The following is a 26,846-nucleotide window of genomic DNA, read 5'->3' on the forward strand; positions in this document are numbered from 1 at the left end:
GACCCCCCGGCGGGCCTCGGCTCCCCCCCCGCCGGCCGGGGCTCCCCCCCCGCCGGCCGTTTGGCCCCCCCGTTCCAAACACGCCCGACCTAACTGACGTCTCGGCCGACGTAAGTGACGTCTCGGCTAGAGGGTGGCGGCTGCGGCGACCGGGTCGAAGCCGAAGGGGAGCTCGAGGCGGTGGGCGCGCATGAGGTCGGTGTTGGAGAGTACGTCGACGGTGCGGCCCTCGGCGGCCACGATGCCGCCGTCGAGGATGACGGAGCGCTCGCAGAGCTCGAGGGCGTACGGCAGGTCGTGGGTGACCATCAGCACGGTCACGTCCAGCGAGCGGAGGATGTCGGCGAGCTCGCGGCGGGAGGCGGGGTCGAGGTTGGAGGAGGGCTCGTCCAGGACCAGGATCTCGGGGTCCATCGCCAGCACGGTGGCCACCGCGACCCGGCGGCGCTGGCCGAAGGAGAGGTGGTGCGGGGGCCGGTCGGCGTACTCCTCCATGCCGACCTTCGCGAGCGCCTCGGTCACCTTGGCGTCGAGCTCCGAGCCGCGCAAGCCGAGGTTGGCGGGGCCGAAGGCGACGTCCTCACGGACGGTGCCCATGAAGAGCTGGTCGTCGGGATCCTGGAAGACGATGCCGACGCGGCGGCGGATCTCCTTGATGTTGGCCTTGGTCACGGGAAGCCCGCTCACCGCGACCGATCCGGCGCCGGCGAGGTGGATGCCGTTGAGGTGCAGTACCAGCGTGGTCTTGCCGGCCCCGTTGGGACCCAGCAGCGCGACCCGTTCACCGCGGTGGACGTGCAGGTCGACGCCGAAGAGCGCCTGATGGCCGTCGGGGTAGGCGAAGGCGAGGCCGCGTACGTCCAGGACTGGAGTGGTCATCGAGGCATTCTCCCTGTGTAGCCGCGCGAGACCATCGCCAGGTGCACCCGCTCGCCGCGCTCGAAGGAGCGGATGAACAGCGCGCCGACCGAGCGGGCCAGCACCGGCCAGTGGAGCGGGTTGCGGGCCTCGAAGCCGCGGGAGGCGCGCGCGACCGCCATCCGGCGCATCTCGTCGGTCACCACCTCCAGGTAGCGCACCATGAACGCCATGATCTGCACCAGCTGCTGAGGCAGCCGCAGCCGCTCCAGGCCGTGGACCAGTTCCTGGGGCGTCGTGGTCGCGGCGAGCAGCAGCCCGGCGATCACACCGAGGGTGCCCTTGACGAGCAGCCCCCACGCCGAGAGCAGACCCGACTCGCTGAGGCTGAGTCCGAGCACCTCGATCCGCGGCCCGTGCGCGATGAAGGGCATCAGCACCGCGAAGACCACGAACGGCGTCTCGACCACCATCCGCTTCAGCACCCAACCCGGGCGCACCCGCGCCACGGCGCCGACCGTCACCAGGACCGCGAGGAAGAAGGCGTACGCAGCGAACCACTCCCGCGGCGTCGCCACCACCACGAGCATGAAGCCGATCAGGGCGAGCACCTTCAGATGGGCGGGCACAGCTCAGGCCTCGTCGGAGGAACGACGGCGGACGACCAGGGCCAGACCACCGGCGATGACGAGCACCACCACGGTGCCGATCACGCCGGCGAGACCGCCGGAGAGCCGCTCGTTGTCGACGCCCTTCGTGCCGTAGTCGGCCAGCGGGCCGTCGGCCGCGCCGTGCTCCGAGGCGCTGTCGAGGAAGCCGGTCTTGCCGGCGACGTACTCGAGGCCGTCGGGGTGGGCGGAAGCGTAGTAGGAGACCACCCCGGCCAGGAGCAGCGCGACGACGGCGATGCCGACGGCGACCCACTTGAACGGCACGGTCTTCGCGGACTCGCTCATGCCGCCGCCTCCGTAGTAGAAGGCAAAGAATACGGAAGCGACGGCCTGAGGCCTACTGTCGCTCGCTGTCGCTCGCTCATGCCACCGACTCCTTCGGCTTGATCACCAGGTCTCGCTCGGCGATCACGCCTCGCGCGGCGTAGACGAGGTCGGGGCGTACGGACAGGATCGCGCCGACCGCGAGGAACGTGATCGCGCCCTCGCCCAGACCAATCACCGTGTGCCAGCCGAGCATCGCGGTGGCCAGCGTGGTCAGCGAGATGTCGGCGGTGCCACCGACCGCGTAGAGCGCGGTGAAGACGGCTGCCGCCGCGGGGACGGAGAGGAAGGCGCCGATCGCAGCCGCGGGGGCGACCAGCCCGACGCGCTTCGGCAGCACCTTGATCAGCACCCGGCTCACGAACCAGCCGACGAGCACAGTGGTGACGGCCATGAGCAGGATGTTGGTGCCGAGCGCGGTGATGCCGCCGTCGGCGAAGAGCAGGGACTGCACGATCAGCACGACCGAGACGCACAGCACCCCGGTCCACGGCCCCACCAGCACCGCCGCCAGCGCGCCACCCATCAGGTGACCGCTCGTGCCCGCTCCCACCGGGAAGTTGAGCATCTGGGTCGCGAAGACGAACGCGGCCACGAGGCCGGCCAGCGGGGCGGTCTTGTCGTCGAGCTCACGGCGCGCGCCGCGCAGCGCGACGCCGACCGCGACGACAGCGACTGCACCGGTGGCGATCGACGTCGGCGCGTCGAGAAAGCCGTCGGGGACGTGCATGGTCACCTCATTGATCTGCGTGGGGGTCGGTCGAAGTGGAACCCGAGAGGAAACTGCTAACGCGAACTTATCGCAATAGCCTCGCCCGCGCACTGTCCGGTCGGACAGTGAATCAAGACTTCAGAAGTGTCAATCGACGCCAAATGAATACTTCTCAAGTCATGACTGCGCGCGTACCGTCGACGGCATGAGCAGCTCCGCCAACGACATCGTCATCTGCGAGCCCCTCCGCACCCCGGTCGGCCGGTTCCTCGGCGCCCTGGCGCCGCTGACCGCGACCGACCTCGCCACGACGGTCCTGCGCGAGCTGGTCGCGCGAACCGGCCTCCAGGAGGGCGACGTCGACGACGTCATCCTCGGCAACGGCTACGCGAGCGGCGAGAACCCCGCCATCGGCCGCATCGCGGCCCTCGACGCCGGGCTCGGCACCGGCGTCCCCGGCCTCCAGATCGACCGTCGCTGCGGTTCGGGCCTGCAGGCGATCCTGTACGCCGCGGGCTCGGTCGCCACCGGCGCCGCGAACCTCGTCGTGGCCGGCGGTGCGGAGTCGATGTCCAACGTCGAGCACTACGCGCTCGGGCTGCGCGGCGGGGTGAAGCAGGGCGGCATCGAGCTGCTCGACCGCCTCGACCGGGCTCGCGAGACCGCCGGCGGCAAGGACCACCCGCTCCCCGGCGGCATGATCGAGACCGCCGAGAACCTGCGCCGTGAGTACGGCATCGGGCGCGAGGAGCAGGACGAGCTCGCACTGCGCTCCAACCAGCGTGCCGTCGCCGCCCACGAGGCCGGCAAGTTCGCCGACGAGCTCGTTCCGGTGACCGTCCCCGGCGGCCGCCGCAAGCCCGATGTCGTCGTCGACCGCGACGAGCACCCCCGTGCCGACATCTCCCTGGAGAAGCTCTCCGCGCTGCGCCCGATCCGGCTGAAGGTCGACGAGGAGTCGACCGTCACCGCCGGCAACGCCTCCGGCCAGAACGACGGCGCCGCCATGTGCGTGGTGACCACGCGCGCCGAGGCCGAGCGGCGCGGCCTGACTCCCCTGCTGGCGCTCAAGTCGTGGGCCGTCACCGGCTGCGAGCCCGAGCGGATGGGCATCGGCCCCGTTCTCTCCAGCCGCGCCGCACTCGATCGGGCCGGGCTCACCCTCGACGAGATCGACCTGATCGAGCTCAACGAGGCCTTCGCCGCCCAGGTCCTCGCCGTCCTGCGCGAGTGGAAGATCGACGCCACCGACGAGCGGCTCAACCCCAACGGCTCGGGCATCTCGCTGGGCCACCCGATCGGCGCCACCGGCGCGCGCATCCTCGCCACCGCCGCCCGCGAGGCGCAGCGACGCGAGGCCCGGTACGTCCTGGAGACGATGTGCATCGGTGGCGGGCAGGGGCTCGCGGCGGTCTTCGAATCGGTGCACTGAAGTCAGCAGAGCGACGTACGAAATCCTTCGAGAGAGCAGAGAAGACATGGGTCTGGACAAGGTGGTCGGGTCGGCCGCGGAGGCCGTTGCCGACATTCACAGCGGGGCCAGCCTGGCCGTGGGCGGCTTCGGGCTGGTGGGAATCCCGTGGTTCCTGATCGAGGCGCTGCGCGAGCAGGGTGCGGACGACCTGATGGTGGTCTCCAACAACTGCGGCGTCGACGGCGCCGGGCTCGGGCTGCTGCTCGATGACCACCGCATCTCCCGGGTGATCGCGAGCTACATCGGCGAGAACAAGGAGTTCGGGCGCCAGTACCTGGCCGGCGAGATCACCCTCGAGCTCACCCCGCAGGGCACGCTCGCGGAGCGGATGCGCGCGGGTGGTAGCGGGATCGGCGCCTTCTACACCCCGACCGGCGTCGGCACGATGGTCTCCGACGGCGGCCTGCCCTACCGCTACAACCCCGACGGGACGGTCGCCGAGGCCTCCGAGCCGAAGGAGGTCAGGGAGTTCCACGGCAAGCAGATGGTGCTCGAGGAGGGCATCATCACCGACTTCGCGCTGGTCCGCGCGACCCGCGTCGACCGGGCCGGCAACGCCCAGTTCAACGCCTCCACGCGCAACTTCAACGTACCGGCCGCGATGGCCGGTCGGGTGACCGTCGTCGAGGCCGAGGAGGTCGTCGAGGTCGGTGAGATCGCCCCGGCCGACGTCCACCTTCCGGGGATCTTCGTGAAGCGGATCGTCGCGCTCACGCCCGAGCAGGCAGCGCGCAAGGACATCGAGAAGCGTACGACGCGCGGCGAGCGCCCGACCACGAACCAGGAGGCCTGAGTCATGGCTTGGGACCGCAACCAGATGGCCGCACGCGCCGCGCAGGAGCTGCAGGACGGCGACTACGTCAACCTCGGGATCGGCCTGCCGACGCTCATCCCCGACTACATCCCGGAGGCCTCGACGGTGGTGCTGCACGCCGAGAACGGCATCCTCGGCGTCGGCCCGTTCCCCTACGAGGACGAGGTCGACCCCGACCTGATCAACGCGGGCAAGCAGACCGTGACCGTGCTCGCGGGGGCTTCCTACTTCGACTCGGCGACCTCGTTCGCGATGATCCGCGGCGGCCACATCGACGTCGCCGTCCTCGGCGCGATGCAGGTCTCGACCAACGGCGACATCGCCAACTGGATGGTGCCCGGCCAGATGGTCAAGGGCATGGGCGGCGCGATGGACCTCGTCTCCGGCGCCGGGCGGGTGATCGTGCTGATGGAGCACGTCACCAAGAAGGGTGCGCCCAAGCTGCTCTCGGCCTGCGACCTGCCGCTGACCGGTCGCGGGATCGTGAAGCGGGTCATCACGGATCTCGGCGTTCTCGATGTGGCTGGCGCAGCGTTCGAGCTCGTCGAGCTCGCTCCCGGGGTGACGTACGACGAGGTCGTGGCGGCCACGGGCGCGCCGGTCGTCGACAAGACCGTCGCCGTGACTGCTTAGTCTCGCTATTCAAAACCCGAGCCTCGCTTCGTAACTCGCGTTTGCACTCTGTCGTTCCAGGTGTGACATCCAACACACCCCTGGAGTGAGTCGTGAAACTCGGCAGACTGGCATTCCTCGTAGCGTTCCTGGCTCTGGTCGCGGCTTTCCTGCCACCGGCGCACTCCGCGTCTGCGGCGGCTCAGGCGCCGCAGGCGCGGGCCGGGACGTGGAACCCTCGTCCGGCGACGTACGGCGTGGTGGTCGAGAAGGACATCCAGCTGACCATGTCCGACGGGGTGGTGCTGCGCGCGGACGTCCACCGTCCGGCGAAGGCGGACGGGACGCCGGCGGCGGGCCGGTTCCCGGTGATCCTGACCCAGAACCCCTACAACAAGAACGCCTCCGGCGGGGGCGGCGGCGACTACTTCGTCGAGCGCGGCTACGTCTGGGTCCAGACCGACGTACGCGGCACCGGCTCCTCCGCGGGCCAGTGGGACGCGTTCGGCGACCGTGAGCAGAAGGACGGCCTCGAGGTCGCCAACTGGGCGACCTCGAAGAAGCGCCCGTGGAGCAACGGCGAGCTCGGCCTGTGGGGCGCGTCCTACATGGCGATCAACCAGTTCTTCACCGCCGCTCAGCACCCGCGCGGACTGAAGGCGATGTTCCCGATCGTGCCCGCCGGCGACGTCTACCGCGACGTCGTCGCCTCCGGCGGCCAGATCGACGCCGGGTTCATCCCGCTGTGGTTCGGGCTGGTCACGGGCGCCGGACTGGTGCCGCCGGCCGTCAACCAGACCCGCCCCGACGCCACCTTGACCACGCTGCTGCAGCACGTCGGTGGCGCGCTCGGGTTCCAGGTACCGATGCTCGTGAGCGCGGTTCTGGGCAGCGACGCCGGTTACGACGGACCCTTCTACCGGAAGCGGTCACCGCTGAGCGTGGTCGACGAGATCGACGTACCGACGTTCGTGACGGCCGGGCAGTACGACATCTTCCAGCGCGGCACACCGATGCTCTTCGACCGGATGCAGAAGAACGGCGTCGACACCAAGCTGCTCATCGGACCGTGGACGCACGCCGAGGCGGCCACCGGCGCCGGCCTGGAGGGCAGCGGGATCAACAGCATGGGCGAGATGGCCCTGCGGTGGTTCGACACCCACCTCAAGGGTCTGCCCGACGCCACCCTCGACCGCGACGTCGCGCCGGTGACCTACCACGAGATCGGCTCCGGGAAGTGGCGCACGATGCAGTCGTGGCTCGGGAGCGAGGTCCGTGCGAAGACGTACGCCCTCGGGTCGGCGCTGAAGCCCGTCGGCGGAGACACGATCATGCCGCTGCCGGTGCAGGGGCTGTGCTCGCGCAGCACCGCGCAGTGGACCGCCGGCGCCCTCGCGATCCCAGGCTGCGAGACCGACAACCGGATCAACGACGCGCTCGGGGTCTCCTACGAGACCGCGCCGGCGACGTCGGACCTGGCCTTCTCCGGCCCGCTCAACGCCGACCTGTCCGTCTCCACGACCGGCACCGACGGCCTGATCTCTGTCTCGGTCGAGGACGTCGCGCCCGACGGGTCCGTCGACCGCATCACCGGCGGCTGGCAGACCCTGCGCCACCGTGCCGTCACCGCGTCGAAGTCGCGGACGCTGAACGGTCAGGTCGTCCAGCCCTGGCATCCCTTCATCCGTCAGGCCGAGCAGGCGGTCCGGCCCGGGACGATCTATCGCGTGCCCGTCGAGGTCTTCCCCACCGGCGCGGTGATCGAGAAGGGCCACCGGCTCCGGGTCACCGTCCACTCCTACGACGTCCCCCACCTGCTGCCCAACGTGAAGCAGCTCGTCCGCGGCGTCGCCGGCGTGGTCACGGTCCACCACACCAAGACGAACCCCTCGACGCTGGTCCTCCCGGTCAGGAGGTAGCGCCGAGGGGTCGGCTTCTGGCGTCGAGACGTCAGAGACTGGCGGCCTCGTCCGGCACGCGCTCGGCGACCTTCGGGTCCCGGGCGCGTGCCGCGTCCACGAGCAGGTACGCCGCGATCGCGGCTCCCGCAGCCAGTGCGACCGCGGCCGAGGCGTAGGCGGCGCCGTAGCCGACGGTCGTGACCAGACCGGCGGCGATCAGAGTGCCGAGGAACCCACCGAGCTGCTGGGTGGTCGTGGTCAGGCCCGACCCGATGCCGGCGTGCTCCGGCGCCAGCGCGCCCATCGCCAACGCCGTCACCTGCGGCATCGCGAGGCCGAAGCCGAGGCCCATCACGACCGCGCCGGGGAGAACGTCCAGGGCGAAGCCGCCCGCTCCGGGGAGGCGAACCAGGTAGACCATGCCTGCGACGAAGGCGAGGACTCCGACGAGCAGGACGCGCTCGGACCCGAACCGTTCTGCCAGCGTGGCGCTGAAGCCGAGGCTGGCGACGGCGATCACCACGCTGACCGGAAGGAACGCCAGGCCGGTCGAGAGCGCGCCGAACCCGAGCGTGTCCTGCAGGTAGAGCGTCGTGACGAACTGGAACGTGAATCCGCCGAAGGTCAGGGTCAGCAGGATCAGGTTCCCGAGCGCGAACCTGCGCTGGGCGAACAGGCCGCGCGGGAGCAGGCCGCCCTTGGCGCCGGTCGGCGGCGTACCCTCCACCGCGCGGAGCGCGACGATCAGGGCGATGATCCCGAACGGCACGTTGATCAGGAAGGCCCAGCGCCAGGACGCGACGTCGGTGAGTACGCCACCCAGGACCGTCCCCACCGACGCACCGATCGAGCCGACGAAGGCGAGCACGGCGAAGGCGCGGAGGCGCTCGCGGGGCTCGGCGTAGAGGCCGGCGATCATGCCGAGCACCACGGCCGAGGCGATGCCGCCGCCGAGGCCTTGGACGAATCGTGCGAGGACCAGGGAGATCGGGTCCCAGGCGATGCCGCACCATGCCGAGGCGAGCGTGAAGATGCTCAGCCCGGCGAGAAAGACCGGGCGGGTGCCGAACGCGTCGCCGGCCCGGCCCGCGGGGAGCAGGACGAGCGCGAAGGCGAGCAGGAAGCCGTTGACCACCCAGGACAGCGAGGCGTCGCCGAAGCCCAGGTCGTCGCGGATTGCAGGAAGGGCGACGGTCACGACCGTGCCGTCGAGGATCACCATCAGCTGAGTGGCTGCGAGGGTCGCGAGCGCGACTGTCTTGGTCGTCATAGATACGACCATAGAAGATTGTTTGTTATGAAACAATCTATTTCGGGATATTCAGTTGTAAACCCATCCCTAGCGGGACGAGGCAGGCGCGCGACGCCGCAGCGTCATCGTGTGCGACGGCGTCGCCCACGGCCCCTCGACGAGGTGCTGCAGCGCCTCGATGAACGCCTCGCCCTCGCTCGGCGCCAGACCCTCGAGCGCCTTGGCGACGGTCGCGTTGTAGGCCTTCGAGGCCTCCTCGAGCGCCTTCACGCCGGCCGGCGTGAGCGCGACGATGCGGGCACGGCGGTCGGTGGTCGAGACGCGTCGCTCGGCCAGGCCGCGCCGCTCGAGGTTGTCGAGGGTGGTGACCATCGTGGTCTTGTCCAGCATCGCCATCTCGGCGACGGCGTTCTGGGTGTACTCCCCCTCGGCGGCCTTCATCAGCACGCAGTACTCCCGCACCGAGAGCTCCAGGTCGGCCAACGCCTCGCCGACCTGGGCCGCGAAGGCGTGCGCGGACTGGTTGAGCAGGAACAGCAGGTCGATACGCGGTCCGGTCATGAACTAGATCTTAACGAATCATCCGATACCGAACTATCTTCTGACCAACTATCTAACCCAAACGGCGCCCGACCCCGCTGACATCGGGATCGAGCGCCGTCCGGCATCGCCTCAGAGATATTGCGCGAGGTCCGCCTGGATCTCTTCGGGCGTCACCTGCGGCTCGTAGCGCTTGACGACCTCGCCCTCGCGACCGATGAGGAACTTGGTGAAGTTCCACTGGATGTCGCCCGGCGCCTCGGCACGCAGGAACTCGTAGAGCGGAGCAGAGTTCTCCCCGTTGACATCGACCTTGGAGAGGACCGGGAACGTCACGTCGTACGTCGTCTTGCAGAACTCCTGGATCTCGTCGTCGGTGCCGGGCTCCTGACCCATGAACTGGTTGCACGGGAACCCGATGACCTCGAGGCCGGAGTCCTTGCTGGCCCGGTAGAGCGCCTCCAGGCCCTCGTACTGCGGTGTCAGACCACACTTGCTGGCTACGTTGACGATCAGCAGCAGCTTGCCCTTGTAGTCGCTGAGCGAGACGGTGCTGCCGTCAGCGGCGGTCGCTTCGAAGTCGTACGTGGTGGTCACAGGTCTCTCCTCGATCGAGTTGCGGTGCAGGGGGACAACCTTGCTCCGCCCGAGGTTATGCCCCGCGCTGGTGCGGAACCGACGAGGCCTCCTCGGCCAGGCGCCGGTCACGCGCGACCGTCATGATCGCGGCCGACATCCATTCCAGAGCCTCGGGCATCTCGAAGGCGATCTCCTCGAGCAGCGTCGGCATGTCGTGCCGGCCCACCGAGAGGAGCATCTCGCTGAGCGAGCCGTCGGGCGCGGTGACCATGAACCGGAACTCGATCGCTTCGGCGGTCACCGTCGCGGCACACCGACTGGTCTCGAACGTCCACGGCGCACGGCGGGCACTGCCGTGGGTGCCGGGAGTCGTCATGACCGCGCATCCTATTCAGGTTGCCGCCCCGACCGCACCCCTTTCACTCCTCGGATCAGCCCTCGAACAGTGATTCGAATCTCGTCACCAGACACACCACCCCGACGCACGCGAAGTGGCCCGAGGACCGGTACGTTCGTCCGCGGTCATTCAGCGGGGGAACACTGGAGAGGGACACAACTTCACATGATGGGCGGGCATCACGCGGCCTCTGGGGCTGCCGCGTGGATCGCAGTGACATCGTCGGCACCGATCGCGTTCGGGTGGTATCCGGGCGTCTCGGACATAGGCGTGATGACCGGCACCCTGGTGTGCGCCGGCGCCGCGCTGCTTCCGGACGCGGACCACCACAACGGCACGATCGCCCACTCGCTGCCGCCGGTCTCCGAAGGCTTGACCAAGATCGTCGGGCAGGTCTCCGGCGGCCACCGCAACGGCACCCACTCGATCCTCGGCGTACTCGCCTTCACTGGACTCGCCTGGGGCGCGGGGAAGCTCTCGCTCGAGACCGAACGTTTCGGGAGCATCCTGATCGGCCCGGGGATCATGTGCGTCCTTCTGGTCGCCTTCGCCATGGACGCGCTGAAACTCACCCGCAAGGGCGTCCACTGGCCTTGGATCCCGGCGGTCGCTCTGGCGACGGTGATCGCCATCTTCGCGCCCGAGGAGTGGTGGTGGATGCCCTTCTCCGTCGCGCTCGGCTGCGTCGTGCACCTGATCGGCGACTTCGTGACCACGATGGGGATCCCGCTGTTCTGGCCGATCGCGCCGAAACCGCCGCGGTGGGTCCGGCGCAACAAGTGGCTGCCGTTCGACAACATGTGGACCCGGGGCGGCCACTTCGCCCTCCCGATCCTCGGCGACGCCGGCTCCATCCGGGAGTGGGTCGTGATGACCCCGATCAGCCTGTACGCCGTCGTCGGCTTCGGCTGGGCGCTGCTGAGCCAGATGGGCTTCGACGTCGAGAGCCGCTGGGACGTCCTGGTCTCGAACCTCAGCACCCTCGTCTGACCGACGGCTCGCCGCTCAGCTCTCGACGGAGCGCCGACGCCCGCGGAGCGGGCGAACGAGGAACATCCCGGCCAGCAGCGCGAGCGCTGCGAGGAACGCGGCGACGCCGAGCACGCCGCTCAGGACGACCTTGGTCTGGATGCCACGGTGCTCCTCGGCGACATCGTCGGAGACGATCAGCGTCATCGCCACGATGGTGTCCTTGAGGAGCTGGATGAAGCGGGTCATGTCCTCGGTCCAGACCTGCGCGGCCGGCCGTCCCGGGGCGTTGGACTCCAGGTCCCGGACCGCGCCCGCGAGGGAGCCGTCGTTGATGACCTGGATGACGGCGTTCTGCGACACCAGGCCGCGCGACCCGTCGGCGAAGGTGCCGTCCGAGATCTTGTCCAGCGCCTTCTGGGTGGCCTTCGGGGCGTCGCCGTAGAAGGAGCGCGAGGTGAGCTGCCAGGACGTACGTGCCTCGCTCATCGCCTCCATCGACTCCTCGTCGATCTTCCCGGTCATGAGCGCGGGCACCATCACCGCGCGCTCGATCCCCAGCGACTCGGAGGCAGACCTGACGTACTTGAGGTTGGTGACCTGCTTGTAGATCTTCTCGTTGCGGATGTTGGGCATCTCGGTCGCGAAGTCGAGCAGCTCGTAGGCGGTGTCGGTGTAGGCGGCGACCGCAGCATCCGTGCTCGCCTTGTCGCCTTCCTCGAGGTCGGTGCGGTAGGCGTCGATGCTCTTGAGGACGGTGTAGGTGCGCTCGACGCGCTCCCGCAGGCTCGGGGTGTCGGCGAGGTCGACCTTGGTGATGTCGTCGTGCCACGCCTCGATCGAGTCGTCGGTCACCTGGCGATAGGCCTGCCGGACCGCGTCCGGGACCTGGTCGGAGCTGAGCGCGTCCCGCTCGAAGATGAGGTCCATCCCGAGCTCGTAGCTCTCCGGGAGCGCTCCGGCGATCGTCACCGCGCGACTGGAGACGGCACGCTCGTCGAGCGCATCGGCGAAGGTCAGCCCACCGAGGACCAGGGCGATCAGCACCGGGACCAGCAGCACGGCGAGGACCCGGGTGCGGAGGAACCTCGGCTTCGGGGCGGCATGGGACCGAGGCGTACGCTGCGCCGACTCGACCACGCCGGCGACCGCCGTGACCGACGAGACCGAGGCGGCTGAGGAACCCGCGGACGACGAGAGCGCCAGGGGCTTGAGCCCGGCGGGCAGCTCGCGGCTGCCGACCGGAACCGGGGGCACGACCTCGGGCCGGCGCGCGAAGCCGACGACCTCGCCCGCGGTGGGCCGCCGGGAGGGGTCCTTGTCCATCATCGACGCCACGAACTCGTCCACATGGGACGGCACGGTGACGACGTCGTTGACGTGCGGGACCGGCGCGGTCACGTGCTGGTAGATCATCGAGACCGGCTCGGAGCCGGCGTACGGGGCGCGTCCGGTGAGCAGCTCGAAGTACACGCAGCCGAGCGCGTAGATGTCGCTCGGTGGGCCGACCACGTTGTCGGCGGCCTGCTCGGGCGAGATGTAGGGCAGGCTCCCCATCACATGGCGGGTCGAGGTGAGCCGCTCGGCCTGGTGGTTGGCCAGCTGGGCGATGCCGAAGTCGAGCACCCGGATCCGGCCGTCGCCGTCGTAGACGAGGTTGGACGGCTTGATGTCGCGGTGGATGATCCCGGAGGAGTGGACTGCTGTGAGCGTACGCGCGACCTGGACCATCGCCTCGCTCGCCTCCTCGACGGTGAACCGCCCCTGCTTCTCCAGGCGGTCGGCCAGTGTCGGGCCGGGAAGCAGCTCCATGACGAGGTAGACGATGCTGCCGTACTCGGTCTGCTCGACGCCGACGTCGTGCACCTGCACCGTGCCGGGGTGGCTGGCCGCCGTCGTCGAGAGCGCCTCACGCCGGAAGCGCTCGGTCACCTTGGGGTCGGCGGAGGTCTCCACGACCTTCACGGCGACCCAGCGTTCGAGCCTGATGTCGGCCGCCTGCCAGACCTCGCCCATCCCGCCGCGGCCAAGCAGTCGGTGCAGGCGGTACCGGCCTGCGATCGGGGGGCGCGTTCGCATGCGCATATGTTGTCGGACTCACACCCCGTGCGTCTCGTGTACGCACCGATGAAATCCGCCGATCTTTGCTATCGTCGCCGGTTTACGCATCAACTGATCGCCCTCGCGCACGGAGCAGCGCGACCCCGAGCCCAGCGAGCACCACCAGCACGATGCCGGTGAAGACTCCCCAGGCGATCGTCTGGTTCTGGGCGTCCCTGTGCTCGCGCTCGACGTCGTCGGCGAGCCGGCTGGCGGCGTCGACGACCACCTCCTTGAGGTCCTGGACGTAGCTGGCGGCATCGGCCAGCCAGAGCTGTTCCACGGGCCTCCCGTCGGCGCTGTCCTCAAGCTGTCTGACGACGTCCTCGACGTCGCGGGCGTTGAGCACCCGGATGACGGCACGCTGGGACGAGACCGCGTACGACCCGAACTCGAAGGACCGGCCCGAGATCCTGTCGAGCCGCTGCCGTGTCGCCGCGTCAGCGCGCGTGTAGATCGACTCCGAGTGGGTCGCCCAGGAGTCCTGGGCCGCGCTGAGGTCGGAGATGCCCTGGTCGCTGATCCGCTCGTTCCGCAAGGCGTTCGCCATGATCCTCCGCTCGAATCCGAGCACCTCCGAGACGGAACCGATCAGCTCCAGGTTCCGGGCCTGCTTGGCCAGCTCGTCGTCTCGGAACGAAGGCAGCTCGGCGGCGAGGTCGAAGAGCCCGTTGACCGCGTTCGTGTACAGCTCGACGGCCGCCAGCTTGCCGGCCCTGTTCCCCGCCCGGGCGGCGGCGCGGATGTCCGAGAGCCGCTCGAGGGCGGCGGCCGACCTCTCCGTACGCCGCCGCAGACCCGGATCGCCGGCGGTGTCCAGCTTCTCGACCTCGGCGGTCCAGGCCTCGATGGACCGGTCGGTGATCTGGAGGAAGTCCTCGGTCAGCACCGCATCGGTCCGCAGCGCGTCGCGTTCGATCGATAGATCGAAGGCGAGCTGGAAGCTGGTCGGCAAGATGTTGGCCAGCGGCGCGGCGCTGCCGACGTTCGACATCGTGTCGCCGGCCCGGAGCGTGCCCCAGCCCCCGAAGACCAACCCCGGCAGGACCAGGACCATCAGCACACCCAGCAGCGTGGGCGAGAGGCGCGGGCCTCTGATGTCGGCCGGACGTACGATCCGCTTCGGCGGCGGAGCGACGCCGCTCTCGAGCACCGTCGCCACCTCGTCGGCTCGGGGCCGCTTGGCAGGATCCGGGTCGAGCATGGCGGTCGTGATGCCGTCGAGGTGGCCGGGCACGGTCACCAGCGTGCCGACCCGCTCGGGCACGAGCCCGGCGTACGGCGGGCGCCCGGCGAGCAGCTCGAAGAACACGGCGCCGAGGGAGTAGACGTCGCTCGCCGGCCCGATCCGCTTGCGGTCGATCTGCTCGGGGGACATGTACGGCAGGCCCTCCCCGCCGCGGGGCGCAGGCGCACCGATCAGTCCGATCCGGCCGTCGGGGGCGTACCCGATGGTGGCCGGCCTGATGTCTCCGTGCACCTGCCCGGCGGCGTGGCCCGAGGCGAGGAGGCGCGCGACCTGCGCGACGATGCTCGAGGCCTCTTCAGGGGCGAACGGGTGCTGCTCGACAAGCCGGCCGGCAAGATTCCGACCGGACAGAGCGGGTCCGCCCTGTCCGGTCAGATGGTTCAAATGCTGGCGACCGGCGCGTGGGGGACGGATACGCATGGGTCCATAGTCCCTGGTGAGCACCCCTGACGCCCCGGCCTCAGCCGAGAGTTTTCCTGGACTTGGCCAAGAGTTCGACTCCCCCGAGGGCTAACCCGGCCGAAGCCTGATGCCGTACTGCTGCACCTTTCGGTAGACGGTGGCGCGCGACATCCCGAGCTCCGCGGCCGCCTCCTGCATGGTGATCCCCGGACGGGTCAGCACGCGGACGATCTCTCCGCGTTCGAAGGCATCGATGCGGGACAGCGGCCGCCTGGTGTCGGAGAGTACGTCGGCGGGAAGGTGACGCAGGTCGATCAGGTCACCGGCGCTCACGGCCCGCTGGACGACATGGACGAGCTCGGCGACGTTGCCCGGCCAGCCGTGGTCGTGCAGCGCCCGCTCCGCGGCCGGCGTCAGCGCGATCTCCCGGCCCCGCACCCGCAGCCCCACCCGATGCGCCAGTGGAAGGACGTCCTCGGGCCGCTCCCGCAGCGGCGGCACCTCGACCACGGTGTCGACCAGGTCGGCCAGGGCCGCCGGGATGCCGTCGAAGGACTCGGCGGTCATCGCGAACGGCACGCCTGCGACCGCCCCGGGCGCCGCCTCGACGAGCAGGGCGTGCAGCCGCTCGGCCACCCAGGCGGGAAGCATGTTCACGTCGCGTACGACCACCGCGGTGTCCTGCTTGGCGAGCTCCGGCGTCCACAGCGACAGCCAGGCCTCGGCGTCGGCCGGCTCCGGGGCGGAGGCCGCCAGGATCCGGTCGCGGGGCCGCAGGTCGCGGAACGCCTGGGCGACCAGGGTCGTACGCCCCACCCCCGGCTCCCCGACCACGGCGACCCGTCGGCCGACCCGAAGCGCGTCGCGGACACTCCCGAGCGCCTCGCACCAGGCGGAGGAGAGGTCGCGGAGGCTGCCGGCGCCCGGCTCCAGCCGAGGCGCCTCGACCCGGAACACCTCACCGCGGGGAGCCGGCCGCGGCGAGCGGCCGTGAGCACGGGCGAGCATGAGCGACGCGGTGTTGCTGGCCGCCGACTGCGCCAGGGCGAGCAGCAGATCGTGGGACGACTCCGACCAGGTGGTCAGGTTGACGCTCCCCTCCAGGCGTCCGCTGATCGGGTCGATCACCGGAGCGGCGGCACAGGTGTAGCTGCACAGCGAGAGCGAGTAGTGCTCCTCGGCCCGGACCACGGTGGGTGTCCGGTCGGCCAGCGCGAGACCGAGCCCGTTGGTGCCCGCCGCGCGCTCGGCGTAGCTGAACCCCGGCGCCAGGTGGACGGCATCGAGGTCCCGGAGCAGCTGCTGGTCTCCGCTGAGCCGGTTGAGCACCAGGCCGACGGGATCGGTGAGCATCAGGCTGACCGGCTCGCCGACGAGCGTCCGGTGGAGGTCGTCGAGCACCTCCTGGCCGCACTGGAAGAAGAGCGACTCCTGGTCGTAGGCGCCGGAGAAGACCGGGTCGACCTCCTCGACGGAGACCCCGTACTCCTGGCTGCGCTGCCAGGAGGCGCGTACGCGCGGCGCCAGCGCCGACGCGTCGACGGCCGCGGTGCGCTGCGCGATCGGATGACGCCCTGTCATGTGATCGACGTTACATCCGCCGGTCGGCGGAGACAGCCGGACGGCGTCTCAGATTGAGACGGTCGAGGTCTCACATTGAGACGCCGCACCCCTGATCTGCGCGTCGCAGCCGCCCTAGCGTCCTGTGACGAAAGCCACAGATCGGAGGAACCCGATGTACACCAAGAACAACGAGTCGTACTTCGTCGTCGACGCCCACGTCGCTCTCTGGGACGCCCGTCCGGAGAACCAGCGCAACATCCATGGCAAGCAGTTCATCGACTGCTTCTACGACTACCACCGCAACCTCTCCCCCGAGGCGGAGCACTGGTCCTACGAGGACTACCTCTACCAGGGCGGCGAGCGGCTGATGCACGACCTGTTCGAGGTCGGCTACGTCGACCACGCGATCTTCCAGCCGGCCCACCTGGGCGAGTTCTACACGAACGGGTTCGGACAGACCGAGGAAGCCTCGCAACTGGCGGCGAAGCACCCCGACAGGCTGACGTACAACCACCACTTCGACCCCCGCAACGGCGAGGCCGGCCTCGAACAGCTCCACGCCGACGCCGAGCGGTTCGGGCTCAAGGGGGTGAAGCTCTACACCGCCGAGTGGCACGGGGAGTCGCGCGGCTGGAAGCTGACCGACCCTTGGGCGTACCGCTACTTCGAGGCCTGCCGCGAGCTCGGGATCACCAACATCCACATCCACAAGGGCCCGACGATCCGGCCGCTGGACCGCGACGCGTTCGACGTCGCCGACATCGACCACGTCGCCAGCGACTTCACCGACCTCAACTTCATCGTCGAGCACGTCGGCCTGCCCCGGCTGGAGGACTTCTGCTGGATCGCCACCCAGGAGCCCAACGTGCACGGTGGGCTGGCGGTCGCGATGCCGTTCATCCACACCCGGCCGCGCTACTTCGCGCAGATCCTCGGCGAGCTCGTCTACTGGATTGGCGAGGACCGGATCCAGTTCTCCTCCGACTATGCGATCTGGACGCCGAAGTGGCTGATCGAGCGGTTCGTCGACTTCCAGATCCCGGAGGACATGACCGAGTACGCCCCGCTCACCGTCGCGCAGAAGAAGAAGATCCTGGGCCTCAACGCCGCGAAGATGTACGGCCTGGAGGTGCCCGCCGAGCTGCGGCTGCCCGAGGCGGACGAGACCGCGACAGGTCCCCGTGAGCCCGAGCGGGCAGACCTCGCGGCGGTGTGACATGACCTTGCTGACCTGCGAGAACACTCGTGCCACCGAGGCGTACGCCGTGCTTCACGCCGTCGTCGACCCCGAGCTCGACGAGCCCATCACCGACCTGGGCTTCGTCCGGTCGCTGACCGTCTCCCCCACCGCACCGGACGGCGAGACGATCAGGGTCGAGGTCCATCTGCGGCTGCCGACGTCGTTCTGCTCCCCCAACTTCGCCTACCTGATGGCGAGCGACGCCAAGGACGCGCTGACCGCGCTGCCATGGACCGACCAGGTGGTCGTCGAGCTCGACGACCACCACGACTCCGACCTGATCAACGCCGGGCTGGCGGCCGATGCCGGCTATCTCGGCACGTTCCGCCACGAGGCCGAGTCGTCCCTGGACGAGCTGCGGACCACGTTCCACCGCAAGGCCCACACAGCGGCGCTCGAGCGTTGCCTGACCCGGCTGCTGAGGGGGCAGCCGGACCTGGCCGAGGACGCCGTGGGCGAGGTCCGGCTCGGGGACCTGCCGGACGACGACTTCACCGCCTCGCTGAGGCGGCGCCGGGCGATCCTCGGCCTGCCCGACCTGCCGGAGGCGTACGTCCTGGTCGACCACGACAACGAGCGGCCCGGCGACATCCCGCTGGCGCTGCGGAGGGCGCGTTCGACCCGGATCTCGATCGACGGGAACGCGCACTTCTGCCGTGGCCTGCTGGCCACGCGCTATGGCGAGGAGGTCACCTCGCCCGCCTTCGTACCCCTGACCGACCTGCACCGAGAAGGAGCATCATCATGAGCACCATGCGAGCCGTCCAGGTGGTCGGCTACCACCTGCCGCTGGCGATGGCCGAGGTCCCGGCCCCCGAGCCGACCGGCCCGTTCGACGTCGTCGTCAGGATCGGCGGCGCCGGCGTGTGCCGCACGGACCTGCACATCCTGGAGGGGCAGTGGGAGGAGAAGTCCGGCGTCACGCTGCCCTACACGATCGGCCACGAGAACGCCGGCTGGGTGCACGCGGTCGGTGCCGCCGTCACCAACGTCGCCGAGGGCGACAAGGTGATCCTGCACCCGCTGATCACCTGCGGGCTGTGCCGCGCCTGCCGCTCGGGCGACGACGTGCACTGCGAGCTCAACCAGTTCCCCGGCATCGACACCAACGGCGGTTACGCCGAGTACCTGAGGACCTCCGCCCGCTCGGTCGTGAAGATCGACGACTCCCTGGAGCCTGCCGATGTGGCCGCCCTGGCCGACGCCGGCCTGACCGCCTACCACGCAGCCGCGAAGGCCGCCCGTCGGCTGACCCCGCGCGACAGGTGCGTGGTCATCGGCGCCGGCGGGCTCGGGCACATCGGCATCCAGGTCCTCAAGGCGCTCAGCCCGGCCGAGCTGATCGTCGTCGACCGCAACCCCGACGCGGTGAAGCTCGCCCTCGACATCGGCGCCGACCACGGCGTCGTCGCCGAGGGCACCCAGGTCGACCAGGTGCTCGAGCTCACCGACGGTGCCGGCGCCGAGGTCCTGATCGACTTCGTCGGCGAGGGCGGTGCGACCGCGGAAGGGGTCCGGATGCTCCGCCAGGCGGGCGACTACCACGTCGTCGGCTACGGCGAGAACATCGATGTGCCGACCATCGACATCATCTCGGCCGAGATCAACTTCGTCGGCAACCTGGTCGGGTCCTACAACGACCTGTGCGACCTGATGGCGCTCGCCGCCCGCGGGGCCGTCACGCTGCACACGCAGAAGTACGCCCTCGACGACTTCCAGACCGCCATCTCCGACCTCGACGCCGGCCGGGTCCGTGGCCGCGCGATCCTGGTCCCCTGAGGAGGCGACGTCATGAAGAGTCTCCTCGGAATCGGCGTCTCGGTCGGAGTGCTCGCGGGCATCTGGACCCAGGTGAGCATCGAGCTCACGCTCATCACCTGGGTCGGGTTCGTCGCCTGGGCCTGCTACTTCGCCGCCGGAGGTGGCCGCGAAGGCTTCCAGAAAGGTCTCGCCGCCAACCTCGCCGGCGCCCTGTGGGGCTACGGAGCGAGCCTGGTCCTGACGTACGCCACCTTCACCGGCGCAGTGGCCCTGGTGGTCACGGTCGTCGCATTCATCCTGTGCCTGCAGGCGGCTGTGGACCTGCTGTCCTTCATCCCCGGCGCCTTCGCCGGGACGGCGGTCATCTTCGGCACCTCGTTCGACCTCAGCGGCACTCTCATCGCGCTGGTGGTCGGTGCCTGCCTCGGGTGGCTCTCGGACATCGCCGGGCGCCGGATCCAGGCCACGGTCGAACGATCCCGACAACCGCTTCATGCACCCCAGCCCTGACCACGAGACCCAGCCATACGAAGTTCGTCCGAACAACTGGAGGTAGTCATGTCCACAACCGGAGAATCGACACGTGTTGCCCTCGTCACCGGGGCAGCCCAAGGCATCGGCAAAGGCATCGCCCTACGTCTCGCCGCTGACGGGCTCGACGTCGCAGTCAACGACATCGGTGCCAACGGTGACCAGCTCAAGGCCCTCACAGAAGAGATCGAGTCGATGGGGAGGCGTTCGACCGCGATCGAGGCCGATGTCGCTGATCCGGAGGCGGTGCAGGCCATGATGGAACAGGTGGCCGCCGACCTCGGACGACTCGACGTCGCCGTGGCCAACGCCGGGATCGCTGACGTGAAGCCGATGCTGGAGACGACGCCCGAGGAGTTCGACCACCTGATGTCGATCAACCTCCGCGGGGTATACCTCTGCTACACGGCCGCAGCGAAGCAGATGATCAAGCAAGGCAGTGGCGGCAAGATCATCGGAGCGGCATCGATCGTGGCGTACCGGCCCTTCCCGCTGCTCGGCCCCTACTCGGCCTCCAAGTGGGCCGTCCGCGGGCTCACCCAGGCCGCAGCGATGGAGTGGGCCCAGCACGGCATCACCGTCAACGCGTACTGTCCCGGCATCGTCGGCACCTCGATGTGGGACCACATCGACGAGGAGCTGGCCAAGCACGAAGGCCTGCGCAAGGGCGCGGCCATCGCGAAGTATTCGGAGCTGATCCACCTCGGCAGGGTTTCGGTTCCGGAGGACGTGGCCGGGTTCGTCTCCTACCTCGCCGCCGAGGACTCGGACTACATGACGGGCCAGTCCGTGATGATCGACGGGGGCATCCAGTTCTCGTGACTCCATCCGATCCCATGAAGGAGCACCCATGATCTTCATCGCCGCCCGCTTCCGCATCCAGCCGGAGTACGCCGAGGACTGGCCGGTCATCTCCGGCCCGTTCACCGAGGCCACCCGGGCCGAGCCCGGCAACCTCTGGTTCGACTGGGCCCGCAGCCTCGACGACCCGAACGAGTACTTCTTGCTCGAGGCGTTCGCCGACGACGACGCCGGCGCCGCACACGTCACCTCGGCCCATTTCAAGCAGGCCCAGGTCGACCTGCCGCGCCATCTCGCCGAGACGCCGCGGATCGTCAACACCAACGTCCCGGGTCAGGGGTGGTCCGAGCTCGGCGAGCTCGCAGTCACCGGCTGAACACACGAATCCCGCTTGACCTGGGTGGTTCCAGGTCAAGCGGGATCCGTACGTCATCCGCGTCCCGCTGTGCGTCGCCCCAGGTAGGCGAGGCAGGCGACGGCGAGCGCGACGCCCCAGATCGGCCAGAGCATCTCCGGCGCCCATGCGCCCCAGTCCGAAGTGGCTCCGGGGACCGTCCAGAGGTCGTCCGCGATCGCCATCCGCCAGAAGGAGATCCCGGCGGACGTGACCGTGCCGGCGACCAGGATACCCGGCACGAGGGCCATCGCGACCGGGACCGGATGGCCGCCGATGCGGGGCACCCAGCGCCAGAACACCTCTCCCCAGCGCGCCACCAACCCCCAGGTCAGGACCGCCCCGACCACGGCGAAGGCCGCGAGCCCGAAGCCGGCCCACTTCCCCGCGCCGAGGTCGTCCAGCATCTCGCGGCTGATCCCGAGCGGGATGTTCAGTGCCCAGGCGATCCGGGTAACGGCGTAGAGAAGAGGTACGACGACAGCGACCGCCACCGCAGGACGCCCCCAGCGTGCCCAGTGGCCCCAGTCCAGACGCCTGCCAGGCTCGGCCTTCCCGAGCAGGGTGACTCCAGCGACGACCATGGCAAGTCCGCCGGCAGCATGCGCCAGAGCGACACCCGAGTCGACGAAAAGACGCCACTCGAGCTGTCCAGCGCCCGGTCCGAGCCCGGCCATCGCAAGCAGGACCTGAGGCAGATAGCCGAGGAACATCAGCGCGCGGACGTCGGAGACGACCACGGCGACGACGAGCCCGAGGACGATCAGGAGCCACCCTGTCGCTCTCGTCGTACGCGGTGTCCGCACCTTCGAGACCGCGCCCCCGGCAGCCAGGGCGAGGAGCGCGAGCACCGCGATCACCCAGGACATCTGGGTGCCGCTCAGAGCGCCGAGCGGCGAGGCCGCATCGGGGACCCACGGATCCGGTGCCCTGCCCAGCAGGGCGAGCCCGACCAGGGCGCCGAAGACGAGGGTCCAGGCGCCGGCCACCCAGGGCGCCGCGCGCAGCACGACGGAGCGGGGCTGCGTACGTTCCATCGTGGTCGTCATCGAGTCACCCCCTGAGCGGTCTCCCAGCGGCGGCCGACCGTGCGCAGCAGCGCCGGGTAGACGACGAGGTAGCGGAACGGCTTGATGAACCTCATGTAGGCGTCTCCGAGCAGTCCGTTGGGCCGCACGAGCACGCTCATCTGCGCGCCGTAGCCGTCGGGCGAGCTCGCGTCCTCGACCCAGGCAAGGTGCAGGACACCGTGCATCGTGCGGTTGGCGATCTCCGCGGCGTACTCCCGATCCGTCAGGTAGAGCGGCTGGAACGGGCTGTCGTCGCGCTCGGGCGCGGGGTGGTCGCGGAGGTCCTCCGGCAGCCGGTCGCGCAGCGAAGCGACGCGGCGGCCGAGGCCGTGCTCGGCCTCGTCGGCGCCGAGCAGCCGGCCGAGCGCCCAGCGGATCGCGAAGAGGAGGCGGTACGCCGCCGGGAAGTCGCGGTCGTCACCGCTCGTCATCGAATCGACGAAGCGCGGGAGATCATCGGCACCGCCCTGGACGGGCAGGGCCCAGACGTCCTCCAGCTCGAAGTCCTCGGTGATCTCGTGGATGCGCCAGGGCCTGCTGGAGTAGACGCCCGACGGAAGCGGTCTCGTGGATGCTTGTGTGGTCATGTCTCCACACTGGTCCGCGCGCGCCGGGGGTTCGTCGCCCTCAGGTCGCGGGCACCTCATCCCCCAGGATGAGACTCAGCTCCGGGGTCCGACCAACCCGGTCTCGTATGCCAGCACGACCGCCTGCACCCGGTCGCGCAGGCCGAGCTTGGCGAGCACATGGCCGACATGCGTCTTCACCGTCGCCTCGGAGAGGTGGACGCGGCGGGCGATCTCGGCGTTGCTGTCGCCGGTGGCGAGCTCGAGGAGCATGTCGAGCTCGCGCGGCGTGAGGGTCGCCCGGATGTCGGCGCCCCGGCCGCTGTCCGGGGCCGGCGCGGTCGCGACGTGCTCCAGCAGACGCCGTGTCGTCGACGGCGCGACCACCGCGTGACCTGCGTGGACGGTGCGGATCGCGGCCACGATCTCCTCGGCCCGGGCGTCCTTGAGCAGGAAGCCGCTGGCACCCGCCCGGATCGCCGGGAACGCGTAGTCGTCGAGGTCGAACGTGGTCAGCGCGACCACCCGCGTCTCCGGCTGCTCCCCGGTGATCGCGGCCGTCGCCTGGATCCCGTCGAGACGGGGCATCCGCAGGTCCATCAGGACGACGTCGACCCGCTTCGTACGCACCAGGGCGAGCGCCTCGTGACCGTCGGCCGCCTCCCCGGCGAGCTCGAGGTCCGGCTGGCTCTCGACCATCATCCGGAGCGCCGAGCGCATCAGCTCCTGGTCGTCGACGATCGCGACACGGATCGGGGCCTCTTCCTCGCTCATAGCGGCATCATGGCGCGTACGCGCCAGCCCTCGCCGCTCGGCCCGGCCTCGAGGGTCCCGCCCACCGCCGCCACCCGTTCGCGCATCCCGCGCAGACCGCGGCCGGGCGGTCGCTGGATCCCCACGCCGTCGTCGCTGACCTCGATCGTGAGGTGGCGTGCGGTGCGTGTCACCGACACCGTCGCGACGGCTCCTGAGCCTGCGTGGCGGGTGACGTTGGTGAGCGCCTCCTGCACGACGCGGTAGGCGGTCAGCCCGACGGCGGGCGCGACCTGACCGGGCTCGTCGGCCTCGAGCCGGACCGTCAGCCCTGCCGCTCGCGTCCGCTCGACGAGGTCGGCGATGTCGGCCAGCCCCGGTTGCGGCTCGGTCGAGGCGATGTATCGAGCTTGTCGAGATGACTCGCCACCGAGCACGCCGAGCAGTCCGCGCATCTCCGTGAGGGCCTCGCGGCCCGTGGTCGCGATGGTGTCGAGGATGCCCGCGGCCCGTTCCGGCTGCTGTCCGACGACCATCCGGCCGGCCTCGGCATGGCTGACCACGACCGCGAGCGAGTGCGCGACCACGTCGTGCATCTCGCGCGCGATGCGCTGGCGCTCCTCGGCGGCGGCACGGTCGGCGAGCTGGTCGATCCAGGCGGCCCGGGTCGCCCGGAACCGGCCGAGCGCCCATGCCGCCACCGTGGCCGCCACCGTCGCGGTGGCAACCATCAGCCACCACGTCCACCCCTGCAGGCCGGTGCCGTCGAAACCCGAGAGACGTACGACGGTCAGCAGGCACCCCACCAGCCCGATGCCGAGCACGATCCCCGGCCACGGCCGCCGGTCCTGCGCACTCACCGCGTACAGCAGCACGAAGAAGCACAGGCTGCTGGGCAGCAGCACCGGCCCGTAGGCGCTTCCCGCCGCCTCGGCCGTCGGCCCGCTCAGATCCGGCGCGGCCACGAGCACCAGCTCGGCCAGCGCCCCGACGGCGTACGACGGCAGCGGCCAGCGGCGGGCGGTGGCCACCGCGGCGTGAAGCGCCACCAGTGCGACCAGGAGCGCGATCTCCCACGCCGTGCTGACCTCGCCGTCGACGACCGAGGTCCACCCGACCGGCAGCAGCACGAGCGCCAGCGCCGCGGCCAACGCGACCTGTCCGGCGTCCCCGAGCCAGCGAGGTCCGGGAGCAGCTGCCACGGTCATGGGCTCACCCTAGTGCTGCCCGAGAACGACCGCAGGCCCTCTCCGATCGGAGAGGGCCTGCGGGCGGTCCCGGCTCGGCGGGACTGTCGACGAAGCGTCACATGCTGCGCGGACCGGTGGCGTCGTCGCGCTCCTTCTCGGTCATGCTGCGCGACTTCAGCAGGCTCAGGATGGTGGTGATGGCCAGGATGCCGACGATGACGCTGAGCGAGACGGAGATCGGGATCTCGGGCGCCCACTCAACATGGTGACCACCGTTGATGAAGGGCAGCTCGTTCTCGTGGAGCGCGTGGAAGACGAGCTTGAGGCCGATGAACCCGAGCAGGATCGCCAGACCGTAGGACAGGTAGACCAGCCGCTCCAGCAGACCACCGATCAGGAAGTAGAGCTGGCGCAGACCCATCAGAGCGAAGATGTTGGCGGTCAGGACCAGGTAGGCCTCGTTGGTCAGACCGTAGATCGCCGGGATCGAGTCGAGCGCGAACAGGAGGTCGGTCGTGCCGAGCGCGCAGATGACCACGAACATCGGGGTCGCGATCCGCTTGCCGTTCTCCCGGACGAACATCTTCGCGTTGTCGCCCCACTGCGAGGTCAGCGGGATGTGGCGCTCGAGGAACTTCACCACGGCCGGTTCCTCGTACTCGTCCTCGTCCTCGCCGCCCTCCATGGCCAGCTTGACCGCGGTGTAGATCAAGAAGGCACCGAACAGGTAGAAGACCCAGCTGAAGTTCTCGATCGCCGCGGCGCCGACAGCGATGAAGATGCCGCGGAAGACCAGCGCCAAGATGATGCCGATCAGCAGCGCCTTCTGCTGGAACTGCCGAGGCACCGCGAACTTCGACATGATGATGATGAAGATGAACAGGTTGTCGACCGACAGCGAGTACTCCGTCAGCCAGCCCGCGAAGAACTCCGTGCCGTACTTCGGGCCGGAGAACACGAAGACACCGATGCCGAACAGGATCGCCAGGCCGATGTAGATGCTCAGCGCGACGATCAGCTCCCGACGCGAAGGCTCGTGCGGTCGCCGGCCGATGACGAGCACATCGAAGAGCAGCACAGCGCTGGCGATGCCGATGGTCAACCACCAGATGAGAGGGGAGACGTCCACGAAGGGACTCCTTAGATCGTGAGGCAGAGCGGTTCTTTGGGAAGGTTAGGCGACCGAGGTCGAACCTTCGAAGTCGTAGCGGGCTCGGCGTCCGTCGACGGCATCGGCGACGGAACCGGAATCGGCGTACGGCAGCACACCAACCCGAGTTGTATGACAAGTGCGCTACCAGTCTAACAAGTTGCACTCCCGCCACTCCACATGATCCCAGCCGCGGACAACCAGATGAGTCGGCGATCACAGCGTGGATGACTGGACCTCAACCGGACTTGATGTTTTAGCGTCACTGCCAACAGAGAGAGGAGGGGGTGTGAGCGACACACTCACCGACCAGTTCAAGGCCGGCTTCCGTCGATATCCCACCGGCGTCGCCATCGTCGCCGCCTCGACCGAGACTGGACCCGTCGGGGCGACCGTGTCGAGCGTGGCGTCGGTCAGCGCCAACCCGCCGATGCTGTCGTTCTCGGTCTCCCGGTCCGGGCGGTCCGGTCCGGCACTCACCGGGAGCGACCGTCTCGCGGTGCACGTCCTGACCGAGTCCCAGGCCGACGTGGCGGCGGCCTTCGCCGACCGGACCGCGCCGCGATTCACGGTCGCCCAGGGCTGGGCACTCCCGCACGGGGAGCCGCCGGTCCTGGACGACGCCGCGGCCAGCTTCTACGGGCGCGTGGCCCGCGTCATCCCCGCCGGCGAGGCATGGCTGGTGCTGCTCGAGGTCGATGCGATCAGCCTCGGCGAGTCCACCGACCCGCTCCTGCACCACGACCGCCACTACTGGTCGCTCGGCCCCTCCGCCAGCACTCTCCCGCTCGACCGCATCCTTCCCGAGAAGGCTTCCTGACCGTCGGCCCCCGACGGTCGCTCCACCACACCACCGAGAGGAACCAAGAATGCGTCTGTTCGCTCCCACCATCGAGGTCTCGGCCCACTGCGACCTGCCCTGCGGCGTCTACGACCCCGCCCAGGCCCGCATCGAGGCCGAGTCCGTCAAGGC

Annotated in this window: 29 protein-coding genes; 13 read left to right on the forward strand and 16 right to left on the reverse strand. The window is 69.6% G+C overall.

Annotation, left to right across the window (positions count from 1 at the left end; translation table 11 throughout):
• Window positions 1-126: 126 nt before the first annotated feature.
• The 4 genes from ABT304_RS30115 to ABT304_RS30130 all read right to left on the reverse strand — a co-directional run bounded on the left by ABT304_RS30115 (window position 127) and on the right by ABT304_RS30130 (window position 2,583).
• Window positions 127-879 carry an energy-coupling factor ABC transporter ATP-binding protein gene (locus tag ABT304_RS30115; protein WP_350721038.1) on the reverse strand — a complete coding sequence of 251 codons (753 nt, stop codon included), beginning with the start codon at window positions 877-879 and terminating at the stop codon, window positions 127-129.
• Window positions 876-1,487 carry a cobalt ECF transporter T component CbiQ gene (gene cbiQ / locus ABT304_RS30120; RefSeq protein ID WP_160025458.1) on the reverse strand — a complete coding sequence of 204 codons (612 nt, stop codon included), beginning with the start codon at window positions 1,485-1,487 and terminating at the stop codon, window positions 876-878. The genes ABT304_RS30115 and cbiQ overlap by 4 nt, the downstream gene beginning before the upstream one ends.
• A gap of 3 nt (window positions 1,488-1,490) precedes the next feature.
• Window positions 1,491-1,814, reverse strand: coding sequence for a PDGLE domain-containing protein (locus ABT304_RS30125; RefSeq protein WP_350721040.1), 324 nt, complete (start codon window positions 1,812-1,814; stop codon window positions 1,491-1,493).
• A gap of 76 nt (window positions 1,815-1,890) precedes the next feature.
• Window positions 1,891-2,583: an energy-coupling factor ABC transporter permease gene (locus ABT304_RS30130; RefSeq protein ID WP_160025460.1), complete on the reverse strand. Its 693-nt coding sequence runs from the start codon at window positions 2,581-2,583 to the stop codon at window positions 1,891-1,893.
• A 187-nt stretch (window positions 2,584-2,770) separates the two neighbouring features.
• Between ABT304_RS30130 and ABT304_RS30135 the strand changes: the two genes are divergently transcribed.
• The 4 genes from ABT304_RS30135 to ABT304_RS30150 all read left to right on the forward strand — a co-directional run bounded on the left by ABT304_RS30135 (window position 2,771) and on the right by ABT304_RS30150 (window position 7,384).
• On the forward strand, window positions 2,771-3,997 hold the full coding sequence (locus ABT304_RS30135) for an acetyl-CoA C-acetyltransferase (RefSeq protein ID WP_350721042.1): 1,227 nt from the start codon (window positions 2,771-2,773) through the stop codon (window positions 3,995-3,997).
• 46 nt (window positions 3,998-4,043) lie between these two features.
• Complete coding sequence (locus tag ABT304_RS30140) at window positions 4,044-4,832, forward strand: CoA transferase subunit A (protein ID WP_350721044.1); 789 nt, start codon at window positions 4,044-4,046, stop codon at window positions 4,830-4,832.
• Between the two features lie 3 nt (window positions 4,833-4,835).
• Window positions 4,836-5,486 (forward strand): CoA transferase subunit B, encoded by a 651-nt coding sequence (locus ABT304_RS30145; RefSeq protein WP_350721046.1) that lies wholly within the window; start codon window positions 4,836-4,838, stop codon window positions 5,484-5,486.
• A 92-nt stretch (window positions 5,487-5,578) separates the two neighbouring features.
• The gene (locus ABT304_RS30150) at window positions 5,579-7,384 is read left to right on the forward strand and encodes a CocE/NonD family hydrolase (protein ID WP_350721048.1); all 1,806 of its coding nucleotides are present in this window, start codon (window positions 5,579-5,581) and stop codon (window positions 7,382-7,384) included.
• A 31-nt stretch (window positions 7,385-7,415) separates the two neighbouring features.
• Here the strand turns inward: ABT304_RS30150 and ABT304_RS30155 are convergent, their stop codons facing one another.
• The 4 genes from ABT304_RS30155 to ABT304_RS30170 all read right to left on the reverse strand — a co-directional run bounded on the left by ABT304_RS30155 (window position 7,416) and on the right by ABT304_RS30170 (window position 10,113).
• On the reverse strand, window positions 7,416-8,636 hold the full coding sequence (locus ABT304_RS30155) for an MFS transporter (RefSeq protein ID WP_350721050.1): 1,221 nt from the start codon (window positions 8,634-8,636) through the stop codon (window positions 7,416-7,418).
• A gap of 69 nt (window positions 8,637-8,705) precedes the next feature.
• The gene (locus ABT304_RS30160) at window positions 8,706-9,179 is read right to left on the reverse strand and encodes a MarR family winged helix-turn-helix transcriptional regulator (RefSeq protein WP_160025466.1); all 474 of its coding nucleotides are present in this window, start codon (window positions 9,177-9,179) and stop codon (window positions 8,706-8,708) included.
• Window positions 9,180-9,290: 111 nt separating this feature from the next.
• Entirely contained in the window at window positions 9,291-9,755 is a 465-nt protein-coding gene (locus ABT304_RS30165) for a glutathione peroxidase (protein ID WP_350721052.1), read from the reverse strand.
• Between the two features lie 55 nt (window positions 9,756-9,810).
• Entirely contained in the window at window positions 9,811-10,113 is a 303-nt protein-coding gene (locus ABT304_RS30170; RefSeq protein WP_160025468.1) for a hypothetical protein, read from the reverse strand.
• A 189-nt stretch (window positions 10,114-10,302) separates the two neighbouring features.
• Here ABT304_RS30170 and ABT304_RS30175 point away from each other — a divergent pair, with 189 nt between their 5' ends.
• Window positions 10,303-11,124, forward strand: a complete 822-nt coding sequence (locus ABT304_RS30175; RefSeq protein ID WP_350721054.1) for a metal-dependent hydrolase — start codon at window positions 10,303-10,305, stop codon at window positions 11,122-11,124.
• A gap of 15 nt (window positions 11,125-11,139) precedes the next feature.
• On the opposite strand, the gene ABT304_RS30180 is transcribed toward ABT304_RS30175, so the two are convergent.
• The 3 genes from ABT304_RS30180 to ABT304_RS30190 all read right to left on the reverse strand — a co-directional run bounded on the left by ABT304_RS30180 (window position 11,140) and on the right by ABT304_RS30190 (window position 16,435).
• Window positions 11,140-13,182, reverse strand: a complete 2,043-nt coding sequence (locus ABT304_RS30180) for a protein kinase domain-containing protein (RefSeq protein ID WP_350721056.1) — start codon at window positions 13,180-13,182, stop codon at window positions 11,140-11,142.
• A gap of 82 nt (window positions 13,183-13,264) precedes the next feature.
• Window positions 13,265-14,872, reverse strand: a complete 1,608-nt coding sequence (locus tag ABT304_RS30185; RefSeq protein ID WP_350721058.1) for a serine/threonine-protein kinase — start codon at window positions 14,870-14,872, stop codon at window positions 13,265-13,267.
• A gap of 90 nt (window positions 14,873-14,962) precedes the next feature.
• The gene (locus ABT304_RS30190; protein ID WP_350721060.1) at window positions 14,963-16,435 is read right to left on the reverse strand and encodes an AAA-type ATPase lid domain-containing protein; all 1,473 of its coding nucleotides are present in this window, start codon (window positions 16,433-16,435) and stop codon (window positions 14,963-14,965) included.
• A gap of 154 nt (window positions 16,436-16,589) precedes the next feature.
• Here ABT304_RS30190 and ABT304_RS30195 point away from each other — a divergent pair, with 154 nt between their 5' ends.
• Genes ABT304_RS30195 through ABT304_RS30220 form a run of 6 tightly spaced genes read left to right on the forward strand, consistent with a single transcriptional unit; the run spans window position 16,590 to window position 21,126 of the window.
• Window positions 16,590-17,633 carry an amidohydrolase family protein gene (locus ABT304_RS30195; protein ID WP_350721062.1) on the forward strand — a complete coding sequence of 348 codons (1,044 nt, stop codon included), beginning with the start codon at window positions 16,590-16,592 and terminating at the stop codon, window positions 17,631-17,633.
• Window position 17,634: 1 nt separating this feature from the next.
• Window positions 17,635-18,405: an iron-sulfur cluster assembly protein gene (locus ABT304_RS30200; protein WP_350721064.1), complete on the forward strand. Its 771-nt coding sequence runs from the start codon at window positions 17,635-17,637 to the stop codon at window positions 18,403-18,405.
• Complete coding sequence (locus ABT304_RS30205) at window positions 18,402-19,436, forward strand: NAD(P)-dependent alcohol dehydrogenase (protein ID WP_350721066.1); 1,035 nt, start codon at window positions 18,402-18,404, stop codon at window positions 19,434-19,436. Before ABT304_RS30200 ends, ABT304_RS30205 begins: the two co-directional genes overlap by 4 nt.
• Window positions 19,437-19,448: 12 nt before the next feature.
• Window positions 19,449-19,928 carry a DUF1097 domain-containing protein gene (locus ABT304_RS30210; RefSeq protein WP_350721068.1) on the forward strand — a complete coding sequence of 160 codons (480 nt, stop codon included), beginning with the start codon at window positions 19,449-19,451 and terminating at the stop codon, window positions 19,926-19,928.
• Between the two features lie 48 nt (window positions 19,929-19,976).
• A complete protein-coding gene (locus tag ABT304_RS30215) occupies window positions 19,977-20,771 on the forward strand; it encodes an acetoin reductase (RefSeq protein WP_350721069.1) in 795 nt (264 codons plus the stop codon).
• A gap of 28 nt (window positions 20,772-20,799) precedes the next feature.
• Entirely contained in the window at window positions 20,800-21,126 is a 327-nt protein-coding gene (locus ABT304_RS30220) for a putative quinol monooxygenase (protein ID WP_350721071.1), read from the forward strand.
• 53 nt (window positions 21,127-21,179) lie between these two features.
• Here the strand turns inward: ABT304_RS30220 and ABT304_RS30225 are convergent, their stop codons facing one another.
• From ABT304_RS30225 to ABT304_RS30245, 5 genes are all read right to left on the reverse strand, one after another.
• Entirely contained in the window at window positions 21,180-22,193 is a 1,014-nt protein-coding gene (locus ABT304_RS30225) for a hypothetical protein (RefSeq protein WP_350721073.1), read from the reverse strand.
• A complete protein-coding gene (locus tag ABT304_RS30230; RefSeq protein ID WP_350721075.1) occupies window positions 22,190-22,801 on the reverse strand; it encodes a DUF2867 domain-containing protein in 612 nt (203 codons plus the stop codon). The genes ABT304_RS30225 and ABT304_RS30230 overlap by 4 nt, the downstream gene beginning before the upstream one ends.
• A gap of 75 nt (window positions 22,802-22,876) precedes the next feature.
• Complete coding sequence (locus ABT304_RS30235; RefSeq protein ID WP_350721077.1) at window positions 22,877-23,554, reverse strand: response regulator; 678 nt, start codon at window positions 23,552-23,554, stop codon at window positions 22,877-22,879.
• Window positions 23,551-24,741, reverse strand: coding sequence for a sensor histidine kinase (locus ABT304_RS30240; protein WP_350721079.1), 1,191 nt, complete (start codon window positions 24,739-24,741; stop codon window positions 23,551-23,553). The genes ABT304_RS30235 and ABT304_RS30240 overlap by 4 nt, the downstream gene beginning before the upstream one ends.
• A gap of 97 nt (window positions 24,742-24,838) precedes the next feature.
• Window positions 24,839-25,852: a TerC family protein gene (locus tag ABT304_RS30245; protein WP_350721081.1), complete on the reverse strand. Its 1,014-nt coding sequence runs from the start codon at window positions 25,850-25,852 to the stop codon at window positions 24,839-24,841.
• Between the two features lie 310 nt (window positions 25,853-26,162).
• Here ABT304_RS30245 and ABT304_RS30250 point away from each other — a divergent pair, with 310 nt between their 5' ends.
• Both ABT304_RS30250 and ABT304_RS30255 read left to right on the forward strand, forming a co-directional pair.
• Window positions 26,163-26,693: a flavin reductase family protein gene (locus ABT304_RS30250; protein WP_350721083.1), complete on the forward strand. Its 531-nt coding sequence runs from the start codon at window positions 26,163-26,165 to the stop codon at window positions 26,691-26,693.
• Window positions 26,694-26,742: 49 nt separating this feature from the next.
• A partial coding sequence (locus tag ABT304_RS30255) for a superoxide dismutase [Ni] (RefSeq protein WP_218131477.1) occupies window positions 26,743-26,846 on the forward strand: 104 nt, incomplete at its 3' end.

This window comes from Nocardioides sp. NPDC000445 (assembly GCF_040300245.1).
Lineage (GTDB): Bacteria > Actinomycetota > Actinomycetes > Propionibacteriales > Nocardioidaceae > Nocardioides.

Bases quoted from the DNA above. Each gene is read 5' to 3' on its own strand.
- ABT304_RS30115 (WP_350721038.1), bottom strand. From the start codon at position 879: ATGACCACTCCAGTCCTGGACGTACGCGGCCTCGCCTTCGCCTACCCC.
- ABT304_RS30205 (WP_350721066.1), top strand. From the start codon at position 18,402: ATGAGCACCATGCGAGCCGTCCAGGTGGTCGGCTACCACCTGCCGCTG.
- ABT304_RS30220 (WP_350721071.1), top strand. From the start codon at position 20,800: ATGATCTTCATCGCCGCCCGCTTCCGCATCCAGCCGGAGTACGCCGAG.
- ABT304_RS30175 (WP_350721054.1), top strand. From the start codon at position 10,303: ATGGGCGGGCATCACGCGGCCTCTGGGGCTGCCGCGTGGATCGCAGTG.
- ABT304_RS30235 (WP_350721077.1), bottom strand. From the start codon at position 23,554: ATGAGCGAGGAAGAGGCCCCGATCCGTGTCGCGATCGTCGACGACCAG.
- ABT304_RS30240 (WP_350721079.1), bottom strand. From the start codon at position 24,741: ATGACCGTGGCAGCTGCTCCCGGACCTCGCTGGCTCGGGGACGCCGGA.
- ABT304_RS30135 (WP_350721042.1), top strand. From the start codon at position 2,771: ATGAGCAGCTCCGCCAACGACATCGTCATCTGCGAGCCCCTCCGCACC.
- ABT304_RS30155 (WP_350721050.1), bottom strand. From the start codon at position 8,636: ATGACGACCAAGACAGTCGCGCTCGCGACCCTCGCAGCCACTCAGCTG.
- ABT304_RS30145 (WP_350721046.1), top strand. From the start codon at position 4,836: ATGGCTTGGGACCGCAACCAGATGGCCGCACGCGCCGCGCAGGAGCTG.
- ABT304_RS30160 (WP_160025466.1), bottom strand. From the start codon at position 9,179: ATGACCGGACCGCGTATCGACCTGCTGTTCCTGCTCAACCAGTCCGCG.
- ABT304_RS30180 (WP_350721056.1), bottom strand. From the start codon at position 13,182: ATGCGAACGCGCCCCCCGATCGCAGGCCGGTACCGCCTGCACCGACTG.
- ABT304_RS30195 (WP_350721062.1), top strand. From the start codon at position 16,590: ATGTACACCAAGAACAACGAGTCGTACTTCGTCGTCGACGCCCACGTC.
- ABT304_RS30215 (WP_350721069.1), top strand. From the start codon at position 19,977: ATGTCCACAACCGGAGAATCGACACGTGTTGCCCTCGTCACCGGGGCA.
- ABT304_RS30185 (WP_350721058.1), bottom strand. From the start codon at position 14,872: ATGCGTATCCGTCCCCCACGCGCCGGTCGCCAGCATTTGAACCATCTG.
- ABT304_RS30130 (WP_160025460.1), bottom strand. From the start codon at position 2,583: ATGCACGTCCCCGACGGCTTTCTCGACGCGCCGACGTCGATCGCCACC.
- ABT304_RS30125 (WP_350721040.1), bottom strand. From the start codon at position 1,814: ATGAGCGAGTCCGCGAAGACCGTGCCGTTCAAGTGGGTCGCCGTCGGC.
- ABT304_RS30225 (WP_350721073.1), bottom strand. From the start codon at position 22,193: ATGACGACCACGATGGAACGTACGCAGCCCCGCTCCGTCGTGCTGCGC.
- ABT304_RS30200 (WP_350721064.1), top strand. From the start codon at position 17,635: ATGACCTTGCTGACCTGCGAGAACACTCGTGCCACCGAGGCGTACGCC.
- ABT304_RS30170 (WP_160025468.1), bottom strand. From the start codon at position 10,113: ATGACGACTCCCGGCACCCACGGCAGTGCCCGCCGTGCGCCGTGGACG.
- ABT304_RS30210 (WP_350721068.1), top strand. From the start codon at position 19,449: ATGAAGAGTCTCCTCGGAATCGGCGTCTCGGTCGGAGTGCTCGCGGGC.
- ABT304_RS30230 (WP_350721075.1), bottom strand. From the start codon at position 22,801: ATGACCACACAAGCATCCACGAGACCGCTTCCGTCGGGCGTCTACTCC.
- ABT304_RS30190 (WP_350721060.1), bottom strand. From the start codon at position 16,435: ATGACAGGGCGTCATCCGATCGCGCAGCGCACCGCGGCCGTCGACGCG.
- ABT304_RS30140 (WP_350721044.1), top strand. From the start codon at position 4,044: ATGGGTCTGGACAAGGTGGTCGGGTCGGCCGCGGAGGCCGTTGCCGAC.